The following is a 20,260-nucleotide window of genomic DNA, read 5'->3' on the forward strand; positions in this document are numbered from 1 at the left end:
TAAAACCCTAACCTTAAGTCAGTAGCGCACTTAGCGTTGACGTGCCTTGGTTTTGCTTGCATCATTTAATAGGCCGATTTTTTTTGCTCCTGCCTCTTGTACAGCGACCATAGCAGCAAATAAATAGCGATATTCCACGGCTGCATCACCTTTGATATAAACCTGTCGATCACGTTTATCATCCAAATGCGTCGCCACATAATCGGTTACCTCAGACGCAGCCATTTTCTTGCCATCTGATAAAAAGTACTGTCCAGTTTGATCAACATAAATGATCAAAGGTTCCTGCTGATTATCGGAACTTAATGGTTTTGCTGCCGTATCCGGTGCATTCACCTCGACGCCTGACTGCATCATGGGTGCTGTCACCATAAAAATAACCAATAACACCAACATGACATCGATATAAGGCACGACATTCATTTGTGCCATGGCACGACGTGAACGGCGAGTGCTACTCATTTACTAATTCCTATACTTTGCCCAGCTTCATGACGCTCTAATAAAGCAGTGAACTCTTCACGGAAATTGTCATAAGTGACTACTAAGCGATCAATGCGATCACTGAAGCGGTTATAACCAATAACCGCAGGAATCGCCGCAAATAGGCCAATCGCGGTAGCAATCAAGGCTTCCGCAATCCCAGGGGCAACGACACCTAAAGTCGCTTGCTGCATTTGCCCAAGCGATATAAATGAATTCATAATCCCCCAGACCGTCCCAAATAGGCCAATATAGGGGCTAGTTGAGCCAACCGTGGCTAAGAAGCCTATATTTTGCTCCAAACCATCAATTTCTTTGGAAGCCGCCACTCGCATAGCACGCTGTACCGCCTGACTCACCGATAAGGTACTGGTGAGGGCGGGCGTATTCGCAGTGAGCTTACTCATACGCTGGTATTCGTGAAAGCCGTCATAAAAAATACGCTGTAAGCCCGCCCGTGGCCTTTTATTTAATTCGTCATACAAGACTGGCAGTGAAATTCCACTCCAGAAGCGCTCTTCAAAACGTTCAGCCGCTTTTTTTGCCTTATTAAGCTGACTACTTTTAGCGATCATCAAAGACCAAGACAGCAAGGAGGCTATTACCAGGATGCCCATTACAATTTTGACCACCAAACTGGCATGTAAAATGAGATTTAATATGGAAAGATCAGTGGTCTGCACGGCAAAGCTGTCCTCGAATATCGTCTGGAATGGCAGTGGGGCGAAAAGCATCCGCGCTCACACACACCACTCTGACTATGGCACTGACTAAAGGTTCGGCCTGACCCTGACGGAAAATGTCTTGGCGAAAATGAATACTGGTTCGACCATACTCCGCAATCGAACAACGCACCGTTAATAAATCATTAAATACGGCTGGTTTGAGATAATCGATTTGGATACTACGCACCACAAAAATAATATTGCGCTGCTGGATCAAGGTCGTTTGCTGATAACCCAACTCACGTAGCCATTCTGTTCGAGCGCGCTCCATAAAATTCAAATAATTACTATGGTAGACAACACCGCCCGCATCCGTGTCTTCGTAATAGACACGCACCCCTAATTCAAATTGACTCATAGCACCCTGTTGAATTTTTGTTAGGCTGAAGAATAATGGAAAAGTGTTAGCGCTACATCAAGAATTTGGCCTTGTCTAGTGACAGATGCCTAAAAAAGTAACGGGCATACTAGATGCCCGTAAACGAATGGGAAGAGGACTTGGAAAATTAATGTTCTAGCGCTTTTTTCTCAACTGCCTGAGTGGTGTCACTCGCCTGATATTCTGTCAAGAACTTGTGCGGATCGACATAAAATACTTGCTCTAACCAAAACGGTTTCTCAGGCTTCAGTTCAGAAACCTGTGGTGGCAAACTACGGATCGAATAATACAAATTTGCTGGGCTTTTGTAGCTGGTCGTAACGGCTTGGCCTACACTACCAATCTGCTCACCCGTTTTGACCCAAACACCTGGACGAACATCGACCTTTTTCAAATTCGAATAATGGTGTAAACGCCATTTTGAGCCTAATACCCAAACTGAATTCTCACCTTGCTCGTCTTGGTCTTTATAGACCACCCAACCACTGGTAGCAGCAACAACAGGGGTGCCTTCGCGCGCAAAAATATTGATGCCTTTTTGCGGCTGTTGACTACCCATATGCCAAAAAGCAGCAGGATTCCAGTCATAAGGCTTTGCACCTGCCACCGGCATGTGACGATCCTCTGGAATCCAATAGCCCATAATAAAAATGGTAATTGCGATTAAAAAAAGCAGTGGTTTCTGCATGGGTTTGGCCTCTATTATCTTACATTATACGTTTATTACCTCTGCTTAGCATGAGACAACGCGAGGATTAAAGAAGTTCACTCTAGATCAGCAACTATTTCATAGTTTGACTTAAATTTAAAATATCACTGATAAGCAGCAAGGTTGCTTAACAGCATATTTTTGTTCAAAACCTAGTTCTTGAAGTAATTCGCGAATCGGTTGTTGCCACTGAGTGGGCGTATAGAACAACCAATCGTTCAAGTAGTCCGAAAATGTATAATGTTGGGTAATTTCGCCAAGGTTTACATAATTAATAGCTTGCCAACTTTGTGGATATTTCTCAAAAAGACCTAATAAATGGCTTGCCATTTGCTCATTAAGTTGGCGATTTTGCGCATAAGGATTCTCTTCTAAGGTATTGCGGTACATTTCGTACCATGCTTTAAGCGAAGGTGCTAAGCGGCGATGTTGCTCTTTCTTGAGCGAGGCCACATACTTTTTTAACTCGGGCGCATACGCTTTCCAACTTGGATAGGGTGGATGGCTTTCCCATTGCTTGGCCATTTGCTCTAAGTTAAACAAACTAAACGCCTCACATAGAGCTTCCTCAAACCATTGTTGGCGCGTGATATTGTGCGGGGCTAGATCATAATTTGAGCGCAGGTGGCAATATTCATGTGAAAATTGATAGGCCATTTGTGCGTAATAAGCACCATCAATATCCAAAAGCACAACATACTCTTGTGCAGGACTACGCTCGTATAGGGAAATGGGGCCTTTATTGTGATTTCTGACTTGAATCGGCTCCATCGTGCGCGCACCTACATAAGGAATTGCCACAGTCACTGCCGAGTCCAATACCGCTTTAACATCTAGCTGACTGACGTGTCGCCATTTCCCAGCAATATGAATTTCAACGGTCGGCGAGAATGCAGCTAAACGATTAGGCAATAAACACAGCAGTAAGGCCAAACTGTAAAGTAGCTTTTTCATAGTCCGCTTGACTAGCTCAGTATTTTTATAAAACCTATGAATAGCAAATCGATCCAATTAATCAGAGTTAAACTTGGGCTATACGTCATGATTTGCCGAATACTGGCATGAGTCAGTTGGGCGCAGTTTAGCAACCACGCCTAGCGAGTCATTTTTGCGGTTTTTCTAGAGTTGATAACGCAGTATCTACACGCGCTGGTAGAGTAAATCCCAGACCCCATGACCCAATTTTAGGCCACGTTGCTCAAATTTAGTGAGGGGGCGTTCTGTTAGACGGGGAGAAAATGCAGTGCCATCTGGTGCTAAACTTTTAAAAGCTGAACTGGCATTCATGACATCGGCCATCTGTAGTGCGTAGTCTTCCCAGTCAGTCGCTAGATGAAAGATACCTTGGGGTTTAAGCCGTTCGGCAATCATCTGTACAAAGTCTGCCTGCACAATGCGGCGTTTATGGTGCCGCTTTTTATGCCAAGGATCGGGAAAATAAAGCTGCACCCTATCCAAACTTTGCAAAGCAATACGCTGTTTAATAATGTCTACAGCATCGGTATTTAGTAGGCGTATATTAGAAAGCTGTTGTTCACCGATTAAATATAGTAAATGCCCCACCCCGGGTGTGTGCACTTCGATACCTACAAAATTCCGCTCTGGCGACGCTTTAGCCATTTCTGCAAGCGATTCGCCGTTACCAAAACCAATTTCAAGCGTTACGGGATGATCATTCGCAAAGAGCTGCGCAAAATCTAGGAGTGAGCTGCCTGCGTCAATGCCATAGCGCGGCCACAGGGTGTCAATCGCTTGTTGTTGAGCTTTAGTTAAACGACCTTGGCGCAAGACAAAGCTCTTAATTTCACGCAGTTTTGGGGTATCCATGCAAACTCAAACAGTGGGGTCAGGATTCGGCTTTTTAGGAGGAATGAAACGATAACCTTTTCCCCACACTGTATTCAAGTATTTGGGTAAAGAAGGACGCTCTTCAATTTTTTTACGCAAGCGATTGATATGCACATCAATACTACGATCTAACGGATGGTGGCGGCTGCCGCGCAAGGTTTCGGAAATAGCATCCCGACTGACCACTTCTCCCACATGCTCAAAGAAAAACTTGAGCAATAAAGTCTCAGTCGTCGTCAGTTTGATAGTGATATTATGGCGAAAAAACAAAGCGCGTTCTGCATCAAAACAATATTGATAGTCCGCAAGTTTGGAGGTATTTAATGGCGCATGGTGGACGCGCAAAATATTTTTAATCCGCAATAATAATTCGGTTGGGTGAAAAGGTTTGGCTAAATAATCAACGGCGCCTGCGGACAAGGTTGCAATCCTCATCTCCACAGTTTGTTCAGCCGATAGAATAATCACGGGTAAATGGGGGCGCTTATGCTTAAGCCATGTCAGCCAGTCTAATCCATTTCTGCCCGGCAAAACCAAATCAAGAATGACTAAGTCGACATGATTTTTCTCCAAAAAATCACTCAACAACTCTCCTTCAAACAGTGAATGAATTTGGTAGCCCTGCTGCCCTAAGTAGGCGTTTAATAATTTTTGCAAGACCTCATCATCATCTAGTACAAGAATCCTGCTAATCGTTATCTCTCCAGAAATATCATGCTAAGACCCAAACGCATATACAAAATTATATAGTGATCCACTCTATTATTGCTATTAAATTACTCCTATTCAAAGATTTTTCTAAAAAAATGTAAATTTCTAGGCGATAACTTAGCTAATTGCTAAATTAATCATAATTGTTACAATTTTAGAGGATTTTTTGCCAAGCCGAAGCAGAGACACCACTAACTAAAAACTCTGAATTTAGCAAAGACTGCTTTTGGTTGTAACGTAGTGGTTGTAATTCTGGCAATGTAACAAAATCACCACCCGCCTCTTCAACAATAATTTGAGCTGCTGCAGTATCCCACTCAGAAGTCGGGCCTAGACGAGGGTAAAGATCGGCCTTACCCTCGGCGACCATACAGGCTTTTAAAATACTACCCATTGAAACCAATTCATAATTGCCAACACGATCCAAAAGGTTTTTCAGCGAGTCACCGGCGTGCGAACGGCTACCGACAATGGTGACCTTATCAGGCGTTTGGCGTGTTGCCAGCAAACTAGGCGGCTCGTGGTTTAGTTGACGACGCGCGCCTAAGCCTTTGGCCGCATACCAAGTGGTTTCCAATACCGGTGCATGTACAACGCCTAGTATCGATTGATGTTGATGGATCAGCGCAATCAGCACACTGAATTCGCCATTACGCTTAATGAATTCTTTCGTACCATCCAAAGGATCGACTAACCAATAAGTCTCCCACTGGGCACGCTCTTCATAGGGCAAATGTGCTGACTCCTCCGATAGAACGGGGTAATTAGGCGTCAAGGCGGATAATTGTTGGATAATATAATGGTGTGAGGCTAAATCGGCTGCAGTTAGCGGCGAGTTATCCGTTTTATGCTCAATGCTATGATCAGCTTGTTGATAAATGTTAAGGATACTTTGACCAGCGCCTTTGGCAATACGAACTATTTCAGGCAATAAATAAGTGAGATCTGGTAAGGGGCTAGTGTTCATTTATACGTTTCCTACACCGTGCTCGCGTGTGGCATGGAATTGAATTTCAGGCCATTTTTCTATTGCCATTTGCAGATTAACGCGTGTGGGCGCGATATACACTAATTCGCCTGCATGATCGATAGCCAAGTTCTGGGCAGCTTTCGTTTTAAACTCCTCTAACTTTTTTGCATCATTTGAGCTGACCCAACGTGCCGTTTGCACATTGACCGCTTCAAAACGGGCATCCACCTTGTACTCATCTTTTAAGCGCTGAGCCACTACATCAAATTGCAATACGCCTACCGCTCCCAAAATCAAATCATTATTGGTCAAAGGACGAAATAATTGCGTAGCACCTTCTTCGCATAGCTCATCTAAGCCTTTTTGAAGTTGCTTCATTTTGAGCGGGTCTTTTAATTGCGCGCGCCGAAATAATTCTGGTGCAAAGTTGGGAATACCCGTGAATTGAAGGTTTTCACCTTGCGTAAAGGTATCGCCGATGCGAATACTGCCATGATTATGCAAACCAATAATATCCCCTGGGTAAGCGTCTTCAACATGCTCGCGATCCGATGCCATGAAGGTTAGGGCATCAGGAATTTTTACTTCTTTGCCAATACGCACATGCTTAGCCTTCATACCCTTCTCAAATTTGCCGGAGCAAACCCGCATAAACGCCATACGATCACGATGTTGTGGATCCATATTCGCCTGAATTTTGAACACAAACCCCGTAAACGCCTCTTCTGCTGCCTCCACTGCACGTGTTGTGGTCGGGCGCGGCTGTGGCGCTGGCGCATATTCCACGAAATCATCTAACAACTCACGAATCCCAAAGCTATTTAAAGCAGTGCCAAAATAAACGGGTGTTAAACTGCCTTTTAAATACTCTTCTACATTAAATGCATGGCTAGCGCCTTTAACTAATTCAATTTCATCCCGTAATTCTTGCGCCTGCGTTCCAATTTTTTCGTCTAACTCAGGATTATTGATCCCTTGAATTTCTTCATAATCCAATTTGCGCTCGGTGCTAGGCTTATAGAGAATTACCTTATCTTGATATAAATGATAAATACCTTTTAAGCGCTTCCCCATTCCAATGGGCCAAGTAATAGGAGCACATTGAATAGTTAACACTGTTTCAACTTCATCTAATAACTCAATCGGCTCTTTGCCTTCGCGGTCAAGTTTATTAATGAAGGTCATAATCGGTGTATCGCGCAGGCGACAAACTTCCATTAATTTAATGGTACGTTCCTCGACCCCTTTTGCCACGTCAATCACCATGAGTGCCGAATCAACCGCTGTCAAGACCCGATAGGTATCTTCAGAAAAGTCCTCATGGCCCGGGGTATCGAGCAGATTGACAATGCGTCCATTATAAGGGAATTGCATGACCGAAGAAGTGACTGAAATGCCACGCTCTTTTTCCATCGTCATCCAGTCAGACGTCGCATGGCGTGCGGCCTTACGCCCTTTGACCGTACCCGCTAATTGGATAGCACCGCCAAATAGTAAGACCTTTTCGGTCATGGTAGTTTTACCAGCATCAGGGTGAGAAATAATAGCGAAGGTGCGGCGGCGTGCGGTTTCTTGTAAGCGGTCAGTCATGATATCAAGCGTCAAAGCGTGGGAAAAGCGCGATTATAACGGAAAGTACTCTAGGAGGGTAATGGGCCGCTAAACTGCGTACACTGACTCAATGGCTCACACTGGTAACATTCAATCCAACTACACCGCAAGTAACTAGAAAAATATAAAAACACCGCAATCCGTTAAAATGCTCGTCAAAGTTTAAATAGCCTAAAAGTGAAACAGATAAAATACTTAAACCGGCCCAAGTCGCATTAGCAGTTGTTATATCTAATTGGCGTAGGCAAAGTGCAAAAGCTACTATGGCTAAATTAAATAAAACCAAACCAATAATTAAATACTTTACATGGGAAAGACCATGAGCTTTGTGAAGCGCTGCCATACCAGCTACATCAAATACAATAGAAAGCAGAAGATAAAAATAATGCATAAGCTTAATACCATTAGCTTTATTTAACCCCTGATTTATTTTTAGCTAAATCACTAGAACACTCTAGTTTTTATACCAATTATAGACCATAAAGTACCATTTTCATTAAGCTTCATCGATGAACTAGCGTTGCGACGACATATGGCGGTGTTAATCCGATTAACGTTTTGCCATAGACCACATTGCACAATTCCACTACCATAACTAGCCCTAGTCAGGTTTAAGAACGAATCCATGTTTGAGCGTGTTCGTGAAGATATCAACTGCATTTTTGAGCGCGATCCGGCGGCGCGTAATGTATTTGAGATTATTACTACCTACCCCGGCGTACATGCGGTGTTATTTCATCGTATGAATCATTGGTTATGGCAGCATAATTTCAAATGGCTCGCCCGCTTTCTCTCCAATATCCCCCGCCTTTATACCGGTATTGAAATTCATCCGGGAGCGACGATTGGGCGGCGATTTTTCATTGATCATGGCATGGGTGTGGTGATTGGTGGGACAGCAGAAATTGGCGATGATTGTACGCTTTATCAGGGTGTCACCTTAGGTGGAACCAGTTGGAAACCGGGCAAACGCCATCCTACTTTAATGAATAATGTGGTGATTGGGGCAGGTGCGAAAATTCTTGGCCCTATTACCTTAAATAATGGTGCACGGGTCGGTTCGAATGCGGTTGTCGTGAAAGATGTTCCAGAAAACACCACCGTGGTTGGTATTCCAGGGCGTGCAGTGAAAGCGCGTGATGTGGACGACAAGCGCCGCGAAGAACTAGCGGAAAAGCTCGGCTTTGATGCTTATGGCGCAACACAGGATATGCCCGATCCAATCGCCAACGCTGTCAATCGTATGCTTGACCATATCCACATGATGGATGAACGCATGGATTGCTTGTGCAAAGAAGTGCATCGTTTGGGTGGGAATTTGGAAGTCGAACCCTTGCCTAAATTACAAGCTAATAGCTTTAATAAAGAAACTAACTGCTACGAGATCTAAAAAAAGGCGCTGATAGCGCCTTTTTTGTGTTGCATTACATACGTTCCATCACTTCAATCCCGAGCAAACCCAAACCTTGTTTTAAGGTTTGCGCTGTAAGATCAGCCAATTTTAAACGACTATCACGACTATCACGAGGCACATCATCTTTTAAAATGGGGCAAGCCTCATAAAAACTCATGAAATTGCCCGCCAATTCATATAAATATAAGCAAAGCTGATTCGGCAGACCATCTTTAGCCACACTCAATAAAACTTCATCAAATTGCAGTAAGCGCAGCGCCAAAGCACGCTCGCTGGACTCTTGCAATTGAATACTGGCCTCGGGCGCTTCACGACCTAATTTTCTAAAAATGCTGCGAATCCGTGCATAGGCATATTGCAAATAAGGCGCGGTATTGCCTTCCAAACTCAACATCGCATTCCAGCTAAATACATAATCCGAATTGCGGTTTTTGGATAAATCAGCATATTTCACCGAGCCTATGCCCACTTTACGCGCAATCTCGCGCCGCTCAGCCTCGTCTAGCTCAGGACTTTTATCGCTCACTAGGCTGAAGGCACGTTCTTCCGCTTCTTTTAATAAATCAGCCAAGCGCACAGTGCCGCCGGTGCGTGTTTTAAAGGGCTTGCCATCTTCGCCGAGCATAGTGCCAAACGCCATGTGCTCCAATAAAACATGCGCATCAACAAAACCTGCTTTACGTGCCAATGCAAACATTTGCTGGAAATGCAGCGATTGGCGCACATCCACGAAGTATAAAATGCGATCCGCTTTTAAAATATCATTGCGATAGCGTAGTGCGGCAAGATCAGTCGTCGCATACAAAAAGCCACCCCCTGTTTTTTGAATAATTATTGGGTCAATGCTGCCGTCTTTTTTGCGAAACTCATCCAGAAATACGCATTGCGCACCATCACTTTCGGTGAGTAAACCCTTGGATTGTAAAGCGCTAACGATATTTGCCAAATCAGGGTTATAGCTACTTTCTGCTTTGACATGCTCGCGATTAAGCGATACTCCTAAATGCTGATAGGTTTCTTCGCTGTGGCTGAGGGAAATTTCAATAAATTGATGCCACAAGGCTAAGCATTCCACATCGCCTGATTGGAGCTTGACCACCATGTCTCGCGCACGTTGTGCAAACGCTGGCTCAGCATCAAAACGTAACTTGGCGGCACGATAAAAACTCTCCAAATCGTGCAATTGCATGGAAATTTCGTCGCCTTGAGCTTTTAAATCCGCTAAATGCGCCAACAGCATCCCGAATTGTGTGCCCCAGTCACCTACATGATTTTGGCGAATTACCTGATGACCAAGCCACTCTAAGACACGTACCATCGCGTCACCAATAATGGTTGAACGCAGATGGCCGACATGCATTTCTTTAGCCAAATTCGGGCTGGAATAATCCACTACGATTTTTTGTGGTGTAAGATCGAACGCTTTTTCGCTACCCAACTGCTCAGCTAACCAATTATTTTTCAAATGAATATTTAAAAAACCAGGCCCAGCAATCTCAACTTTGTCCGCCACATCACTTAAATCAAGATTATCTAGAATTTTTGCGGCTAAATCACGCGGATTCAGTTTGGCTTGCTTGGCAGCCGCCATTACACCATTCGCTTGATAATCACCAAACTCAGGTCGCGCAGACGGGCGCACTTGCGCAGAACTAGAATCTGGCGCTCCCGCAAGGTGTAGTGCTGTTGTTAAACGATCATCAAGTAATTGGCGAATAGTCATAGTTAGAATTAGAGCGAGCTAGGAAAAAAGACTTATTGTAGCTTGAGTGCAGGCGAAAAGCAGGGTGTTTTAGCATAAGTATGTTGCAGAAATTGTTGCAGGCTTAGACTAAACTTTGAAACAATAGCCACTCCAATCAAGGATGAAATTATGCTTAGTGAGCGTCAACAACTGATTTTGGATAAATTTCTCGAAAACCCTGCCCAAAATTTAGCGGTTGGCGACTTATTACCTTGGGTCGAGGTAGGACGCACCACCTTATTTCGCGATTTGTCCCAGTTGGTAGAGCAAGGCATATTAAGCCCTGACGCGCCAACGCGTGCGCGTACCTATCGCTTAAACCCTGATTCCGAACCTTATTTACGCTGGGATTTAAGTCGCCCACCGCAAGAGCGCCCTGTGGTGTATTACTACGCAGACTGGCTTGATATCTACCAACCTAACCAATACAGCTTGCTTAGCCCTTACCAATTAGAAAAACTGCATAAAGCGGGTAAGGTTTGTGACTCGACCGCTGATTATGCTCAACTCCTTAATACCGCAGCGATCGACTGGCTTTACAATTCAGCCAATTTAGAGGGCATTAAACTCTCATGGTTAGATAGTAAAGCATTACTAGAGTTTAATGAACGGCCCACACAATTAAGCCAAGCTGCCATCAATAATCTTTGTAAACAACGCACTGCACTGAATTATTTAATAGACCAACGCTCTCATTTGAAAGTGGATGACTTATACATAGCACAACTCCATGCTTTACTTGGTGCGGGCAGTTTACAAGATGCTACGATTAGTTCTAATTTACGGGTGCGTACCTTATCTTTTACAGAAAGCGCGTATTTGCCACTGAATGATCCGGAGCAAATTCAATATTATTTTGCCCAGTTTTGCGATAAGGCTCAGGCCATCCACGACCCTTATGAACAAGCCATCTTTACTTTATTATTTTTATCGTATTTACAAGCGTTTCGAGAAGCGAATAATCGGACGGCGCGTTTGTGTTTGAACATTCCACTGTGTCAACAACAGCTCGCTCCTTTTACGTGGAGTGAAGTGAGTAAGCGCGAGTATTTATTCGGTCTGCTGGCACTTTACGAACGGCAACGTCATGAGTTCTTGGTTAATACCTTTGTGCAGGCTTATGTGAAAAGTGCCAAGCGTTATAAAGCTTTAGTGCAGGGTTCGGAAGACATTGCCCTCGTCAGTGCCTTTGCTTAACCAGCGCGTAAATCATTCATCCCTTCACGCCATACGTGTTGCATTCGTGCCCCAATCTCAGCAAATGACGGATTTTCACGTTGATAGGCAGCAATATCCGCCAGTGTCGCGTCCATGCCGTGCAGTATCCATTCTAATAATTGCTGAGTACGCCGTTCTGTTAGCCCACAATAACGGCGTCCAAAGGTGATTAAACCTTTGCGCTGTGGGAAAAACTTACTGCCACCGAATAACAATGCCAAATGGTCATTGGGAATATAAACAGCAGTCGAAACAATATCGAAAGCTGGTGCTAAGCGAATATCAGCCTCTGGATCAGCGTAAATGACACCGAAATTTTTTAAATGCGCATCACCATTTCTGACAGCACAGCTTAAGGCCACTGATAAGAAAAATTGCTCCATGGCATCATGCAAATAAGCGGGGGATACAAATTGACGAATACGCTCTGCAATATCTTGATAAGAACCTAAATATTTATCTTCAGTCGCTAAACCATTTAATACACAAAAATCTTCAAACCCTAAATAGCCACCTTTTTTATCTAAATCGAAACGCTTAACGATCAGCAATTTACCTTGGGCCGATAATTCAATGTGAGGAATTTCCAAGCCCGCACGCTCCGCCGCTTTCAAACAAAAATACTCATTAGCAGCCAAATGCGGAAAACGCTCAGGGTTCCACGCTTTAACAATATGGGTTGAATCGCGCCATGTCACTTGCTCTAAATCGCTCGGCAGCTCTGCTTGAGCAATAGTGGCTTCATCACGCACTAAAACCTTAGGTTGCACCCCAGAAATGCCCGAATAGCGTCCAAAACGCTGTAATAAATCGGCAAATAAATCCTCTGTGCCCGCATAATGCTGGAGTTCTTGGACACTTTGCTGTGGCATGGTAGCTGGCTGCTCCCCTATTTCCGCAATGCGCACTCGACCAATTTGCGAATGCCCGACAATACTTAATAAACTCAAATCATCGAAGTGTTGTACCGTTTTCTGAAAGCTATAGCGCAAGGTTTCACGTAATTCACCCTCGGGTAAATTCATTTGAAAAATCGGATGAACACCTTGCTGAAAAATATATTGATCGGGAATCACGGGCATCGTGAGCGAAACCGCCAAAGCATCACTAGCATCTGCCTGATAGTTAAATAAGTAAGTGCGTGGCTGCAAATGACTACGCCCCAAGACACCGGACAAATTCCCGTCACAAAAAATATCGAGCTGCTGTTCGTCACTCATGGTTTTTGCTCCGTTTACGCTGTTCGGCTTCTGTCACGAGATGGTGCAAGGTGGGACGTTTACTTTGGGGCGCTTGCGCATTCAATTCTAGACCTAAGAGTGCACAAATCGACATTACTTTGCGGATGCCAATTTCTTGTACCGTGCCATTTTCTAGCGCGGATAAGGTGGCACGACTTAAGCCTAACTGGGTGCTTAACTCTACTTGGGTGAGCTTGCGCTGCTTGCGTGCCATACGAATAACTTTGCCTAGTTCTACCAGATTCATGTCAAGTATTTAGTACATTTTTTTAATTAAAGTGTCTTTTGTATCATATACTAGACATTTCAAGATGAATATAGAATTTTTCTTGGCTGTTTTACGCTAAAAAATTCAAGGCTTTCTCAAACGGGCGAATCGCTCCAAGGACATCAGAATGAAATTTTTATCACTGCTCTTAAGTTCCATTTTTTTATTTTCAAGCACTGTACAAGCTGCAGGTGCACAATAACTGTTACACAGCCATGTTCCACCTGCCTCTTCTATGAAGCTTAAGGGTATTATCGTAACGTTTAAGGAATCTCGGTGAAGAAAGCAGAGGTATTCCAACACAACACCTTCATCAAGTGAATCAAGTGCTAGCCAGTGTTGGTTTGCGCTGTTCATTTCAACAAGACTTATAACGGTCGTTGAAGCGGCTGATCTTAACCAGCTCCGAGGCGCTTTATGATAGATTCATTAGCGAACGAATGCTCTCGCTAATACCCTCTAGTGTCACAGGTTCAAAATACATCTATAAAATTTTACGACCTGCTTTATAAAAATCCCTTAAACCATAACCACCTAAGACGCTTTACTCGACTTCTTGATTGCTAAGCTGCATTTTGAAGCGCTGCACATAAAAAATGCATCCATTTGACTGTGCATTTATGCACCAAAATAGTTAATGCGTTAAATATTTTTAACTAAGCATTTGAAATATATATGAATAATTGCATTGGCATACCGGTTGCATTGGCCAACACATACTTTAAAAACACTAGCGGTTCTTTTTATTCTTAGGAGTAGGTATGTTGTTAAACAAGCGACTCAAACAATCCTTACTAACGCTCGGCCTTTCATTCACTATGATAGGTAGCGCTTATGCCGCCGACGACACTATCAAAGTCGGTGTCCTACACTCGCTTTCCGGAACAATGGCTATCAGTGAAACCACTTTAAAAGACACCATGCTTATGTTGATTGATGAGCAGAATAAAAAAGGTGGGGTTTTGGGGAAAAAACTCGAAGCGGTGGTTGTTGATCCTGCCTCGAATTGGCCTTTGTTCGCTGAGAAAGCTCGCGATCTCATCGAAAAAGATAAAGTGGCAGTGACTTTCGGCTGCTGGACGTCGGTTTCACGTAAATCAGTCTTGCCGGTGTTTGAAGAGAAAAACAGTTTGCTGTTTTATCCGGTGCAATATGAGGGTGAGGAATCCTCTAAGAATGTCTTTTACACCGGTGCAGCACCCAATCAGCAAGCGATTCCAGCCGTCGATTATTTAATGAAAGATTTAGAAGTTAAGCGTTGGGTGTTAGCCGGTACGGATTATGTCTATCCACGCACGACCAATAAGATCCTCGAGGCTTATTTAAAAGCAAAAGGCGTCGATGAAAAAGACATTATGATCAACTACACGCCATTCGGTCATTCGGATTGGCAGTCGATTGTCGCAGATATTAAAAAATTCGGCTCCGAGGGCAAGAAAACGGCAGTGGTTTCCACTATCAACGGTGATGCGAATGTGCCTTTCTACAAAGAGCTGGGTAATCAAGGCATTACTGCTGAAACCATTCCGGTCGTGGCGTTCTCGGTGGGCGAAGAAGAATTATCCGGCATTGATACCAAGCCTTTAGTCGGGCATTTGGCGGCTTGGAACTATTTTATGAGTGTCGATACAACGGCTAATAAAGAGTTCATCACAAAATGGCATGAGTTCATTAAGAGCGATAAGCGTGTCACTAATGACCCGATGGAAGCGCATTATTTAGGCTTTAATCTTTGGGTAAAAGCTGTCGAAAAAGCGGGCACGACTGAGACCGATAAAGTCGAGCAAGCCATGATTGGCCTAGAGTTTCCTAATCTCACCGGCGGTACAGCCAAAGTATTGCCCAATCACCATTTAACCAAACCCGTCTTAATCGGCGAAATTCAAGAAAACGGGCAGTTTGAAGTGGTGTCGAAAACGCCAGAAATCGCGGGCGATGCGTGGTCGGATTTCTTACCCGACTCCAAGCCCCTTGTAGCCGACTGGACTGGCAAAGAGACCGATGGCAAGCCTTGCGGTAATTACAACACAGAAACAAAAAAATGCTCAGGTCAAAAATATGAGTAATGAGTCAACAATAATTTCCTGATCCGCAAGTAACCTGAGGACGTCCATCTCACCTGCTCGATCGGTCGCGGGCGTCCTCTTTTCTGCAAGGTAAGCACATGTTAGCCAAGTCACGCGCCCGCATTGGTGTTGCTTTAATCCTTTTATTTTTTAGTATTGCCGCTGTCTGGGCAGAAACCGATCCTACTTGGAATCAAGCCAGCAGCCTTTTTAAACAAGCCAGTTTCGATAAAACCCGCGAAGCTGCCGATTTACTTGCCGCCAGTTCCGATCCGCAAGCACCACTAGCCTTAAAAGCCCTACTTGAAGGCCAACTTTATCAACATAAACAGAATGATAGTTTAGCAGTACTTGCTGACGGTAATTCGTTGGATGCCAGTACAGGCCAAGCTTTAAGTGCATTAAATAAAGACGATTACCGAAAAATCCCTATCAATAATACTTTGCGTAAATATTTACGCAGCAAACTGGGAGGCTTAAGCCTATCCAGCTCTGACCCGAAAGTGCGTTTAGCCTCTACTATAGGTTTATTAGAAACCGTTACCCCCGAGCAGCTCCCGCAACTACAAGACTTGCTCAGTAAAGAAACCGACTCACAAGTTAAAGATGCACTCTATTTAGCCATTCAATTGGCATCCCTGAATAGCAGCGATAAAGCGTCAAAATTGTCTGCCCTTAACGCTTTGGAGGGTAATCTCAATCCAATAGTACGCAATAAACTCACGATCTTAAGTAGCGACGCGGATTCTGAAATTGCCAAAGCTGCACAAACCACTTTGCGCAGTATTGAGAATAAGGTGGCCTTAAATGGGCAACTGGAAACCCTGTTTTTTGGGCTAAGTCTCGGCTCTGTGCTGGTACTGGCGGCAATAGGTTTGGCAATCACTTTTGGCGTGATGGGTGTGATTAATATGGCACATGGTGAGCTGATTATGCTTGGTGCTTATACGACTTATTTCATTCAAAAGTTGATGCCGAATTACCTTGATTACTCATTATTCTTGGCTATTCCTGCTGCGTTTGTGGTGTCTGGCTTGATGGGGATTTTGATTGAACGCAGCGTGATTCGGCATTTATATGGGCGGCCTTTGGAAACCTTGCTAGCGACCTTCGGGATCAGTCTTATCCTCCAACAACTCGTGCGCACCGTGGTCTCCCCGCAAAATGTTCCGGTATCAAATCCCTCTTGGATGTCAGGTTCTCTAGAGATTAATAGCGTGCTCTCTTTAACCTACAACCGCTTGTATATTCTCGCCTTCAGTTTATTAGTGTTCGCCATTTTATATTTCGTGCTGCGTAATACTAATCTCGGTTTACAAGTGCGTGCGGTTTCACAAAACCGTGCCATGGCGCGTGCCATGGGTGTGCGTTCCGCACGAGTAGACGCTTTGACCTTTGGCTTAGGCTCAGGGATTGCAGGGGTGGCAGGGGTGGCTTTAAGTCAGCTCACGAATGTCGGCCCCAATTTAGGTCAGAGTTATATTATCGACTCCTTCATGGTGGTGGTTTTTGGTGGGGTCGGTAATTTATGGGGAACCTTGGTCGCGGGTTTATCCCTAGGGGTGATCAATAAATTTCTTGAGCCTTGGGCGGGTGCCGTGCTCGCCAAAATTCTAGTACTGGTATTCATTATTCTGTTTATTCAAAAGCGCCCGCGCGGTTTATTCCCGCAAAAAGGCCGTGCTGCGGGAGATTAAACCATGCTGATTAGTCAAATCCTGAAAAATGATCGCGGCGGACAAATCATGCTGGCAGTCTTGGCAGCGGTTTTACTCGTCGTGCCGGTTTTGAATTTAGTCGTCTCGAATACCAGCCCACTCCATGTTCCTACCTACTTAGTCACCTTAATGGGTAAGTATTTAACCTATGCCTTATTAGCCGTAGCCGTCGATTTGGTCTGGGGTTATCTAGGCATCTTAAGCCTTGGGCATGGTGCATTTTTCGCACTCGGCGGCTATGTGATGGGTATGTATTTAATGCGCCAAATCGGTGATCGCGGTGTCTATGGCAATCCTGAACTACCTGACTTTATGGTGTTTTTGAATTGGAAAGTGCTGCCGTGGTTCTGGCAAGGCTTTGATATGTTTTGGTTTGCACTCCTCATGGTGCTATTCATACCGAGCTTATTAGCCTTTGTATTCGGCTGGCTAGCCTTTCGTTCGCGGGTCACTGGTGTGTATTTGTCGATCATGACCCAAGCCATGACTTATGCACTCATGTGGGCATTTTTACGCAATGAAATGGGCTTTGGCGGGAATAATGGCCTGACCGACTTCAAAGATATTCTTGGCTTCAGCCTACAATCCGATTATACGCGTGTAGCCTTATTTATCTGCTCAGGCTTGGCACTGGCCATCGGCTATTTACTCTGCCGCTATGTGATTAATTCTAAACTCGGGCGCATTACGGTTGCGATTCGTGACGCTGAAAGCCGCACCCGTTTCGTCGGCTATAAAGTTGAGCATTACAAAGTTTGGATTTTCACCTTTTCTGCCATGCTCGCCGGTGTGGCGGGTGCATTATATGTCCCTCAAGTCGGTATAATTAACCCGAGCGAATTCTCCCCATTAAACTCGATTGAGATTGTCATTTGGGTCGCCATGGGCGGACGCGCCACTTTATATGGTGCAGTCTTGGGCGCTATTTTAGTCAATTACGCCAAAACCGTGTTCACGGGCTTAATGCCGGAGTCTTGGCTCTTTATGCTCGGGGCTTTATTCGTGCTCGTTACTTTGTATTTGCCGCAAGGTTTAGCCGGTTTGTGGAACACTCTCAAAACAAATTTCGGGCGTAAACGCGAGGTGGCAGCATGAGCGAAGGTGAAGGCGCGCATTTTTATCGCCAAGGCGCATTAGATACCAGCCACAAAGCGATTCTGTATTTGGAAGATTTAAACGTCAGTTTTGATGGTTTCAAGGCGATTAATAATCTCACTTTGTATATCGATGCGGGCGAATTGCGCTGCATTATTGGCCCGAATGGTGCCGGTAAAACCACCATGATGGACATTATCACCGGCAAAACCAAACCCGATAGCGGCAAAGCTTTCTTCGGCCAAACCATTGATTTATTGAAGCTAAGCGAACCCGAAATTGCTAATGCAGGTATAGGGCGCAAATTCCAAAAGCCTACCGTGTTTGAATCGCATAGTGTCGCGGAAAATTTAGAGCTAGCGATGAAAGGTGATAAACGGGTTTGGTTTAGTTTGCGTGCCCAATTGAACGGCGAGCAACAAGCTTTGATTGACGAAACCCTGCAAACCATTGGTTTGAGCGAACAGTATCACAAACTCGCTGGAGCGCTGTCGCATGGACAAAAACAGTGGCTAGAAATTGGGATGCTCTTGGTGCAAAAGCCTTATTTATTGTTGGTCGACGAACCCGTGGCGGGCATGACTCATCAAGAAATGGATCGTACTGCTGAGCTATTGAAATCCTTAGCAGGCAAACATTCAGTGGTGGTGGTGGAGCACGATATGGAATTTGTACGCTCAATTGCGAATAAGGTCACAGTGCTGCATCAAGGCAGCGTACTGGCGGAAGGTACGATGGACGAAGTACAACAAAACCCACGCGTGGTTGAAGTGTATTTGGGGGAATAAATGCTCAAAGTGGATAAACTCAACCAGTTTTACGGCGAAAGTCACACGCTTTGGGACTTGAATTTGCAGGTGCCCGAAGGCCAAGTGACCGTGCTTATGGGGCGTAATGGCGTGGGCAAAACAACTCTGCTGCAATGTATTATGGGGTTAGTGACAGTACGGGATGGCACGATTCACTACCAAGGCCAAAATTTGCTAGACGTGGATGCTGAAAAACGTGCGACGCTGGGTATTGGTTATGTCCCCCAAGGTCGACAAATTTTCCCACTGCTTACTGTAGAAGAAAACCTACGCATTGGTTTACCAGCACGTCGCGATAAAATCCGCCGTATTCCAGCTTTTATTTTCGAACTCTTCCCCGTGCTCACACAAATGCTGAAGCGGCGTGGTGGTGATTTATCCGGCGGGCAGCAACAACAATTGGCGATTGGTCGTGCCTTAGTGCTTGCTCCTCAATTACTAATTTTAGATGAGCCGACTGAAGGCATTCAGCCAAATATTGTGCAAGAAATCGGCGACATTATCCGCAAGCTCAATCAAGAGACCGGTCTAAGCGTCTTACTGGTCGAGCAGAAATTGCCTTTTGCTCGCAGAGTTGGGGATCGGTTTTGCATTTTAGATCGTGGACGGCAAGTGGCACAGGGCGAGATGAGAGAATTAACTGAAGGATTAATCCAAAAATATTTAACAGTTTAGACTGCAATACCCGATCCTTGTATTTAGTCACATACTACGCGGTAAGATTTGCAAAGGTTTAATCAGAACAATGCAAGCACCTTCATGGGTATTGGCACTGAAGCAATATTATTCAGCCAAACTCTAAAAACCAAGCCTTAAATATAGAAGTATGTAAGCAATTCAAAGATCCTTATTGATTTAGTTAAAATAAATTATAAAGCTTAGGATCAATAATTTTGAAGGAAAAATATTTTCTTGAAATCAATCAAAGCATGTTATTGCTATTAATAACATGCTTATAACTAACATTTAAGAAAGTTTACTTTTTATTAACCATGACTTCACATTCTGCAATCAAATCATCTAATACTTTAACGGCGCTCTTCGCTTCAGCTTTAATTTCCTTTAGAAAATCTAATTCACTTTTACTAACCTCACCGTCTTTTAATACTAAAGCACGTAACATATCGACTTCTTTGGTGCTGATATGACCATCACCTAAGGCAAAACCTTTTGCTACTTTACGCCAATCTGCCATGATTTTTATCCTTCTGAAAAGTATTGAAAGTGTCTATTTAACCGATATGATCTTAA

Annotated in this window: 21 protein-coding genes; 7 read left to right on the forward strand and 14 right to left on the reverse strand. The window is 44.2% G+C overall.

Annotated elements, in window-relative coordinates:
* Window positions 1–30 precede the first annotated feature (30 nt).
* From A3IE_RS0110750 to A3IE_RS0110795, 10 genes are all read right to left on the reverse strand, one after another.
* On the reverse strand, window positions 31–462 hold the full coding sequence (locus tag A3IE_RS0110750; protein ID WP_020395627.1) for an ExbD/TolR family protein: 432 nt from the start codon (window positions 460–462) through the stop codon (window positions 31–33).
* Entirely contained in the window at window positions 459–1,166 is a 708-nt protein-coding gene (gene tolQ / locus A3IE_RS0110755; protein WP_020395628.1) for a protein TolQ, read from the reverse strand. The genes A3IE_RS0110750 and tolQ overlap by 4 nt, the downstream gene beginning before the upstream one ends.
* Window positions 1,153–1,566, reverse strand: a complete 414-nt coding sequence (ybgC, locus tag A3IE_RS0110760) for a tol-pal system-associated acyl-CoA thioesterase (RefSeq protein ID WP_020395629.1) — start codon at window positions 1,564–1,566, stop codon at window positions 1,153–1,155. The genes tolQ and ybgC overlap by 14 nt, the downstream gene beginning before the upstream one ends.
* A gap of 148 nt (window positions 1,567–1,714) precedes the next feature.
* The gene (locus A3IE_RS0110765; RefSeq protein ID WP_020395630.1) at window positions 1,715–2,275 is read right to left on the reverse strand and encodes a M23 family metallopeptidase; all 561 of its coding nucleotides are present in this window, start codon (window positions 2,273–2,275) and stop codon (window positions 1,715–1,717) included.
* Between the two features lie 117 nt (window positions 2,276–2,392).
* Complete coding sequence (locus tag A3IE_RS22080; protein WP_020395631.1) at window positions 2,393–3,250, reverse strand: hypothetical protein; 858 nt, start codon at window positions 3,248–3,250, stop codon at window positions 2,393–2,395.
* 186 nt (window positions 3,251–3,436) lie between these two features.
* On the reverse strand, window positions 3,437–4,123 hold the full coding sequence (gene trmB / locus A3IE_RS0110775) for a tRNA (guanosine(46)-N7)-methyltransferase TrmB (RefSeq protein WP_020395632.1): 687 nt from the start codon (window positions 4,121–4,123) through the stop codon (window positions 3,437–3,439).
* 6 nt (window positions 4,124–4,129) lie between these two features.
* The gene (locus A3IE_RS0110780) at window positions 4,130–4,855 is read right to left on the reverse strand and encodes a response regulator (RefSeq protein WP_026154889.1); all 726 of its coding nucleotides are present in this window, start codon (window positions 4,853–4,855) and stop codon (window positions 4,130–4,132) included.
* Window positions 4,856–5,009: 154 nt separating this feature from the next.
* Window positions 5,010–5,822 carry a 3'(2'),5'-bisphosphate nucleotidase CysQ gene (gene cysQ / locus A3IE_RS0110785; protein WP_020395634.1) on the reverse strand — a complete coding sequence of 271 codons (813 nt, stop codon included), beginning with the start codon at window positions 5,820–5,822 and terminating at the stop codon, window positions 5,010–5,012.
* Window positions 5,823–7,415, reverse strand: a complete 1,593-nt coding sequence (locus A3IE_RS0110790; RefSeq protein ID WP_020395635.1) for a peptide chain release factor 3 — start codon at window positions 7,413–7,415, stop codon at window positions 5,823–5,825.
* 88 nt (window positions 7,416–7,503) lie between these two features.
* Window positions 7,504–7,827 carry a DMT family transporter gene (locus tag A3IE_RS0110795; RefSeq protein ID WP_020395636.1) on the reverse strand — a complete coding sequence of 108 codons (324 nt, stop codon included), beginning with the start codon at window positions 7,825–7,827 and terminating at the stop codon, window positions 7,504–7,506.
* 234 nt (window positions 7,828–8,061) lie between these two features.
* On the opposite strand from A3IE_RS0110795, the gene cysE reads away from it, so the two are divergent.
* Complete coding sequence (gene cysE, locus A3IE_RS0110800; RefSeq protein ID WP_020395637.1) at window positions 8,062–8,826, forward strand: serine O-acetyltransferase; 765 nt, start codon at window positions 8,062–8,064, stop codon at window positions 8,824–8,826.
* Between the two features lie 34 nt (window positions 8,827–8,860).
* On the opposite strand, the gene argS is transcribed toward cysE, so the two are convergent.
* Window positions 8,861–10,573, reverse strand: a complete 1,713-nt coding sequence (gene argS, locus A3IE_RS0110805; RefSeq protein WP_020395638.1) for an arginine--tRNA ligase — start codon at window positions 10,571–10,573, stop codon at window positions 8,861–8,863.
* Between the two features lie 150 nt (window positions 10,574–10,723).
* Here argS and A3IE_RS0110810 point away from each other — a divergent pair, with 150 nt between their 5' ends.
* Window positions 10,724–11,791, forward strand: a complete 1,068-nt coding sequence (locus A3IE_RS0110810) for a Fic family protein (protein WP_020395639.1) — start codon at window positions 10,724–10,726, stop codon at window positions 11,789–11,791.
* Here the strand turns inward: A3IE_RS0110810 and A3IE_RS0110815 are convergent.
* Complete coding sequence (locus A3IE_RS0110815) at window positions 11,788–13,032, reverse strand: type II toxin-antitoxin system HipA family toxin (protein WP_020395640.1); 1,245 nt, start codon at window positions 13,030–13,032, stop codon at window positions 11,788–11,790. The two genes, A3IE_RS0110810 and A3IE_RS0110815, sit on opposite strands and share 4 nt — an antisense overlap.
* Complete coding sequence (locus A3IE_RS0110820; RefSeq protein ID WP_020395641.1) at window positions 13,025–13,300, reverse strand: helix-turn-helix domain-containing protein; 276 nt, start codon at window positions 13,298–13,300, stop codon at window positions 13,025–13,027. The genes A3IE_RS0110815 and A3IE_RS0110820 overlap by 8 nt, the downstream gene beginning before the upstream one ends.
* 782 nt (window positions 13,301–14,082) lie before the next feature.
* Here A3IE_RS0110820 and urtA point away from each other — a divergent pair.
* The 5 genes from urtA (at window position 14,083) to urtE (ending at window position 19,684) form a co-directional block, all read left to right on the forward strand.
* Window positions 14,083–15,387, forward strand: coding sequence for an urea ABC transporter substrate-binding protein (gene urtA / locus A3IE_RS0110825; RefSeq protein ID WP_020395642.1), 1,305 nt, complete (start codon window positions 14,083–14,085; stop codon window positions 15,385–15,387).
* A 98-nt stretch (window positions 15,388–15,485) separates the two neighbouring features.
* Complete coding sequence (urtB, locus tag A3IE_RS0110830) at window positions 15,486–17,084, forward strand: urea ABC transporter permease subunit UrtB (RefSeq protein WP_020395643.1); 1,599 nt, start codon at window positions 15,486–15,488, stop codon at window positions 17,082–17,084.
* A gap of 3 nt (window positions 17,085–17,087) precedes the next feature.
* Window positions 17,088–18,200 carry an urea ABC transporter permease subunit UrtC gene (gene urtC / locus A3IE_RS0110835; protein WP_020395644.1) on the forward strand — a complete coding sequence of 371 codons (1,113 nt, stop codon included), beginning with the start codon at window positions 17,088–17,090 and terminating at the stop codon, window positions 18,198–18,200.
* Window positions 18,197–18,988, forward strand: a complete 792-nt coding sequence (gene urtD, locus A3IE_RS0110840) for an urea ABC transporter ATP-binding protein UrtD (RefSeq protein WP_020395645.1) — start codon at window positions 18,197–18,199, stop codon at window positions 18,986–18,988. The genes urtC and urtD overlap by 4 nt, the downstream gene beginning before the upstream one ends.
* Complete coding sequence (urtE, locus tag A3IE_RS0110845; RefSeq protein WP_020395646.1) at window positions 18,989–19,684, forward strand: urea ABC transporter ATP-binding subunit UrtE; 696 nt, start codon at window positions 18,989–18,991, stop codon at window positions 19,682–19,684.
* 301 nt (window positions 19,685–19,985) lie between these two features.
* Here the strand turns inward: urtE and A3IE_RS0110850 are convergent, their stop codons facing one another.
* Window positions 19,986–20,204: a hypothetical protein gene (locus tag A3IE_RS0110850; RefSeq protein WP_020395647.1), complete on the reverse strand. Its 219-nt coding sequence runs from the start codon at window positions 20,202–20,204 to the stop codon at window positions 19,986–19,988.
* Between the last annotated feature and the right edge of the window lie 56 nt (window positions 20,205–20,260).

The sequence above is a fragment of the Thiolinea disciformis DSM 14473 genome (assembly GCF_000371925.1).
GTDB classification, from domain to species: Bacteria; Pseudomonadota; Gammaproteobacteria; order Thiotrichales; family Thiotrichaceae; genus Thiolinea; species Thiolinea disciformis.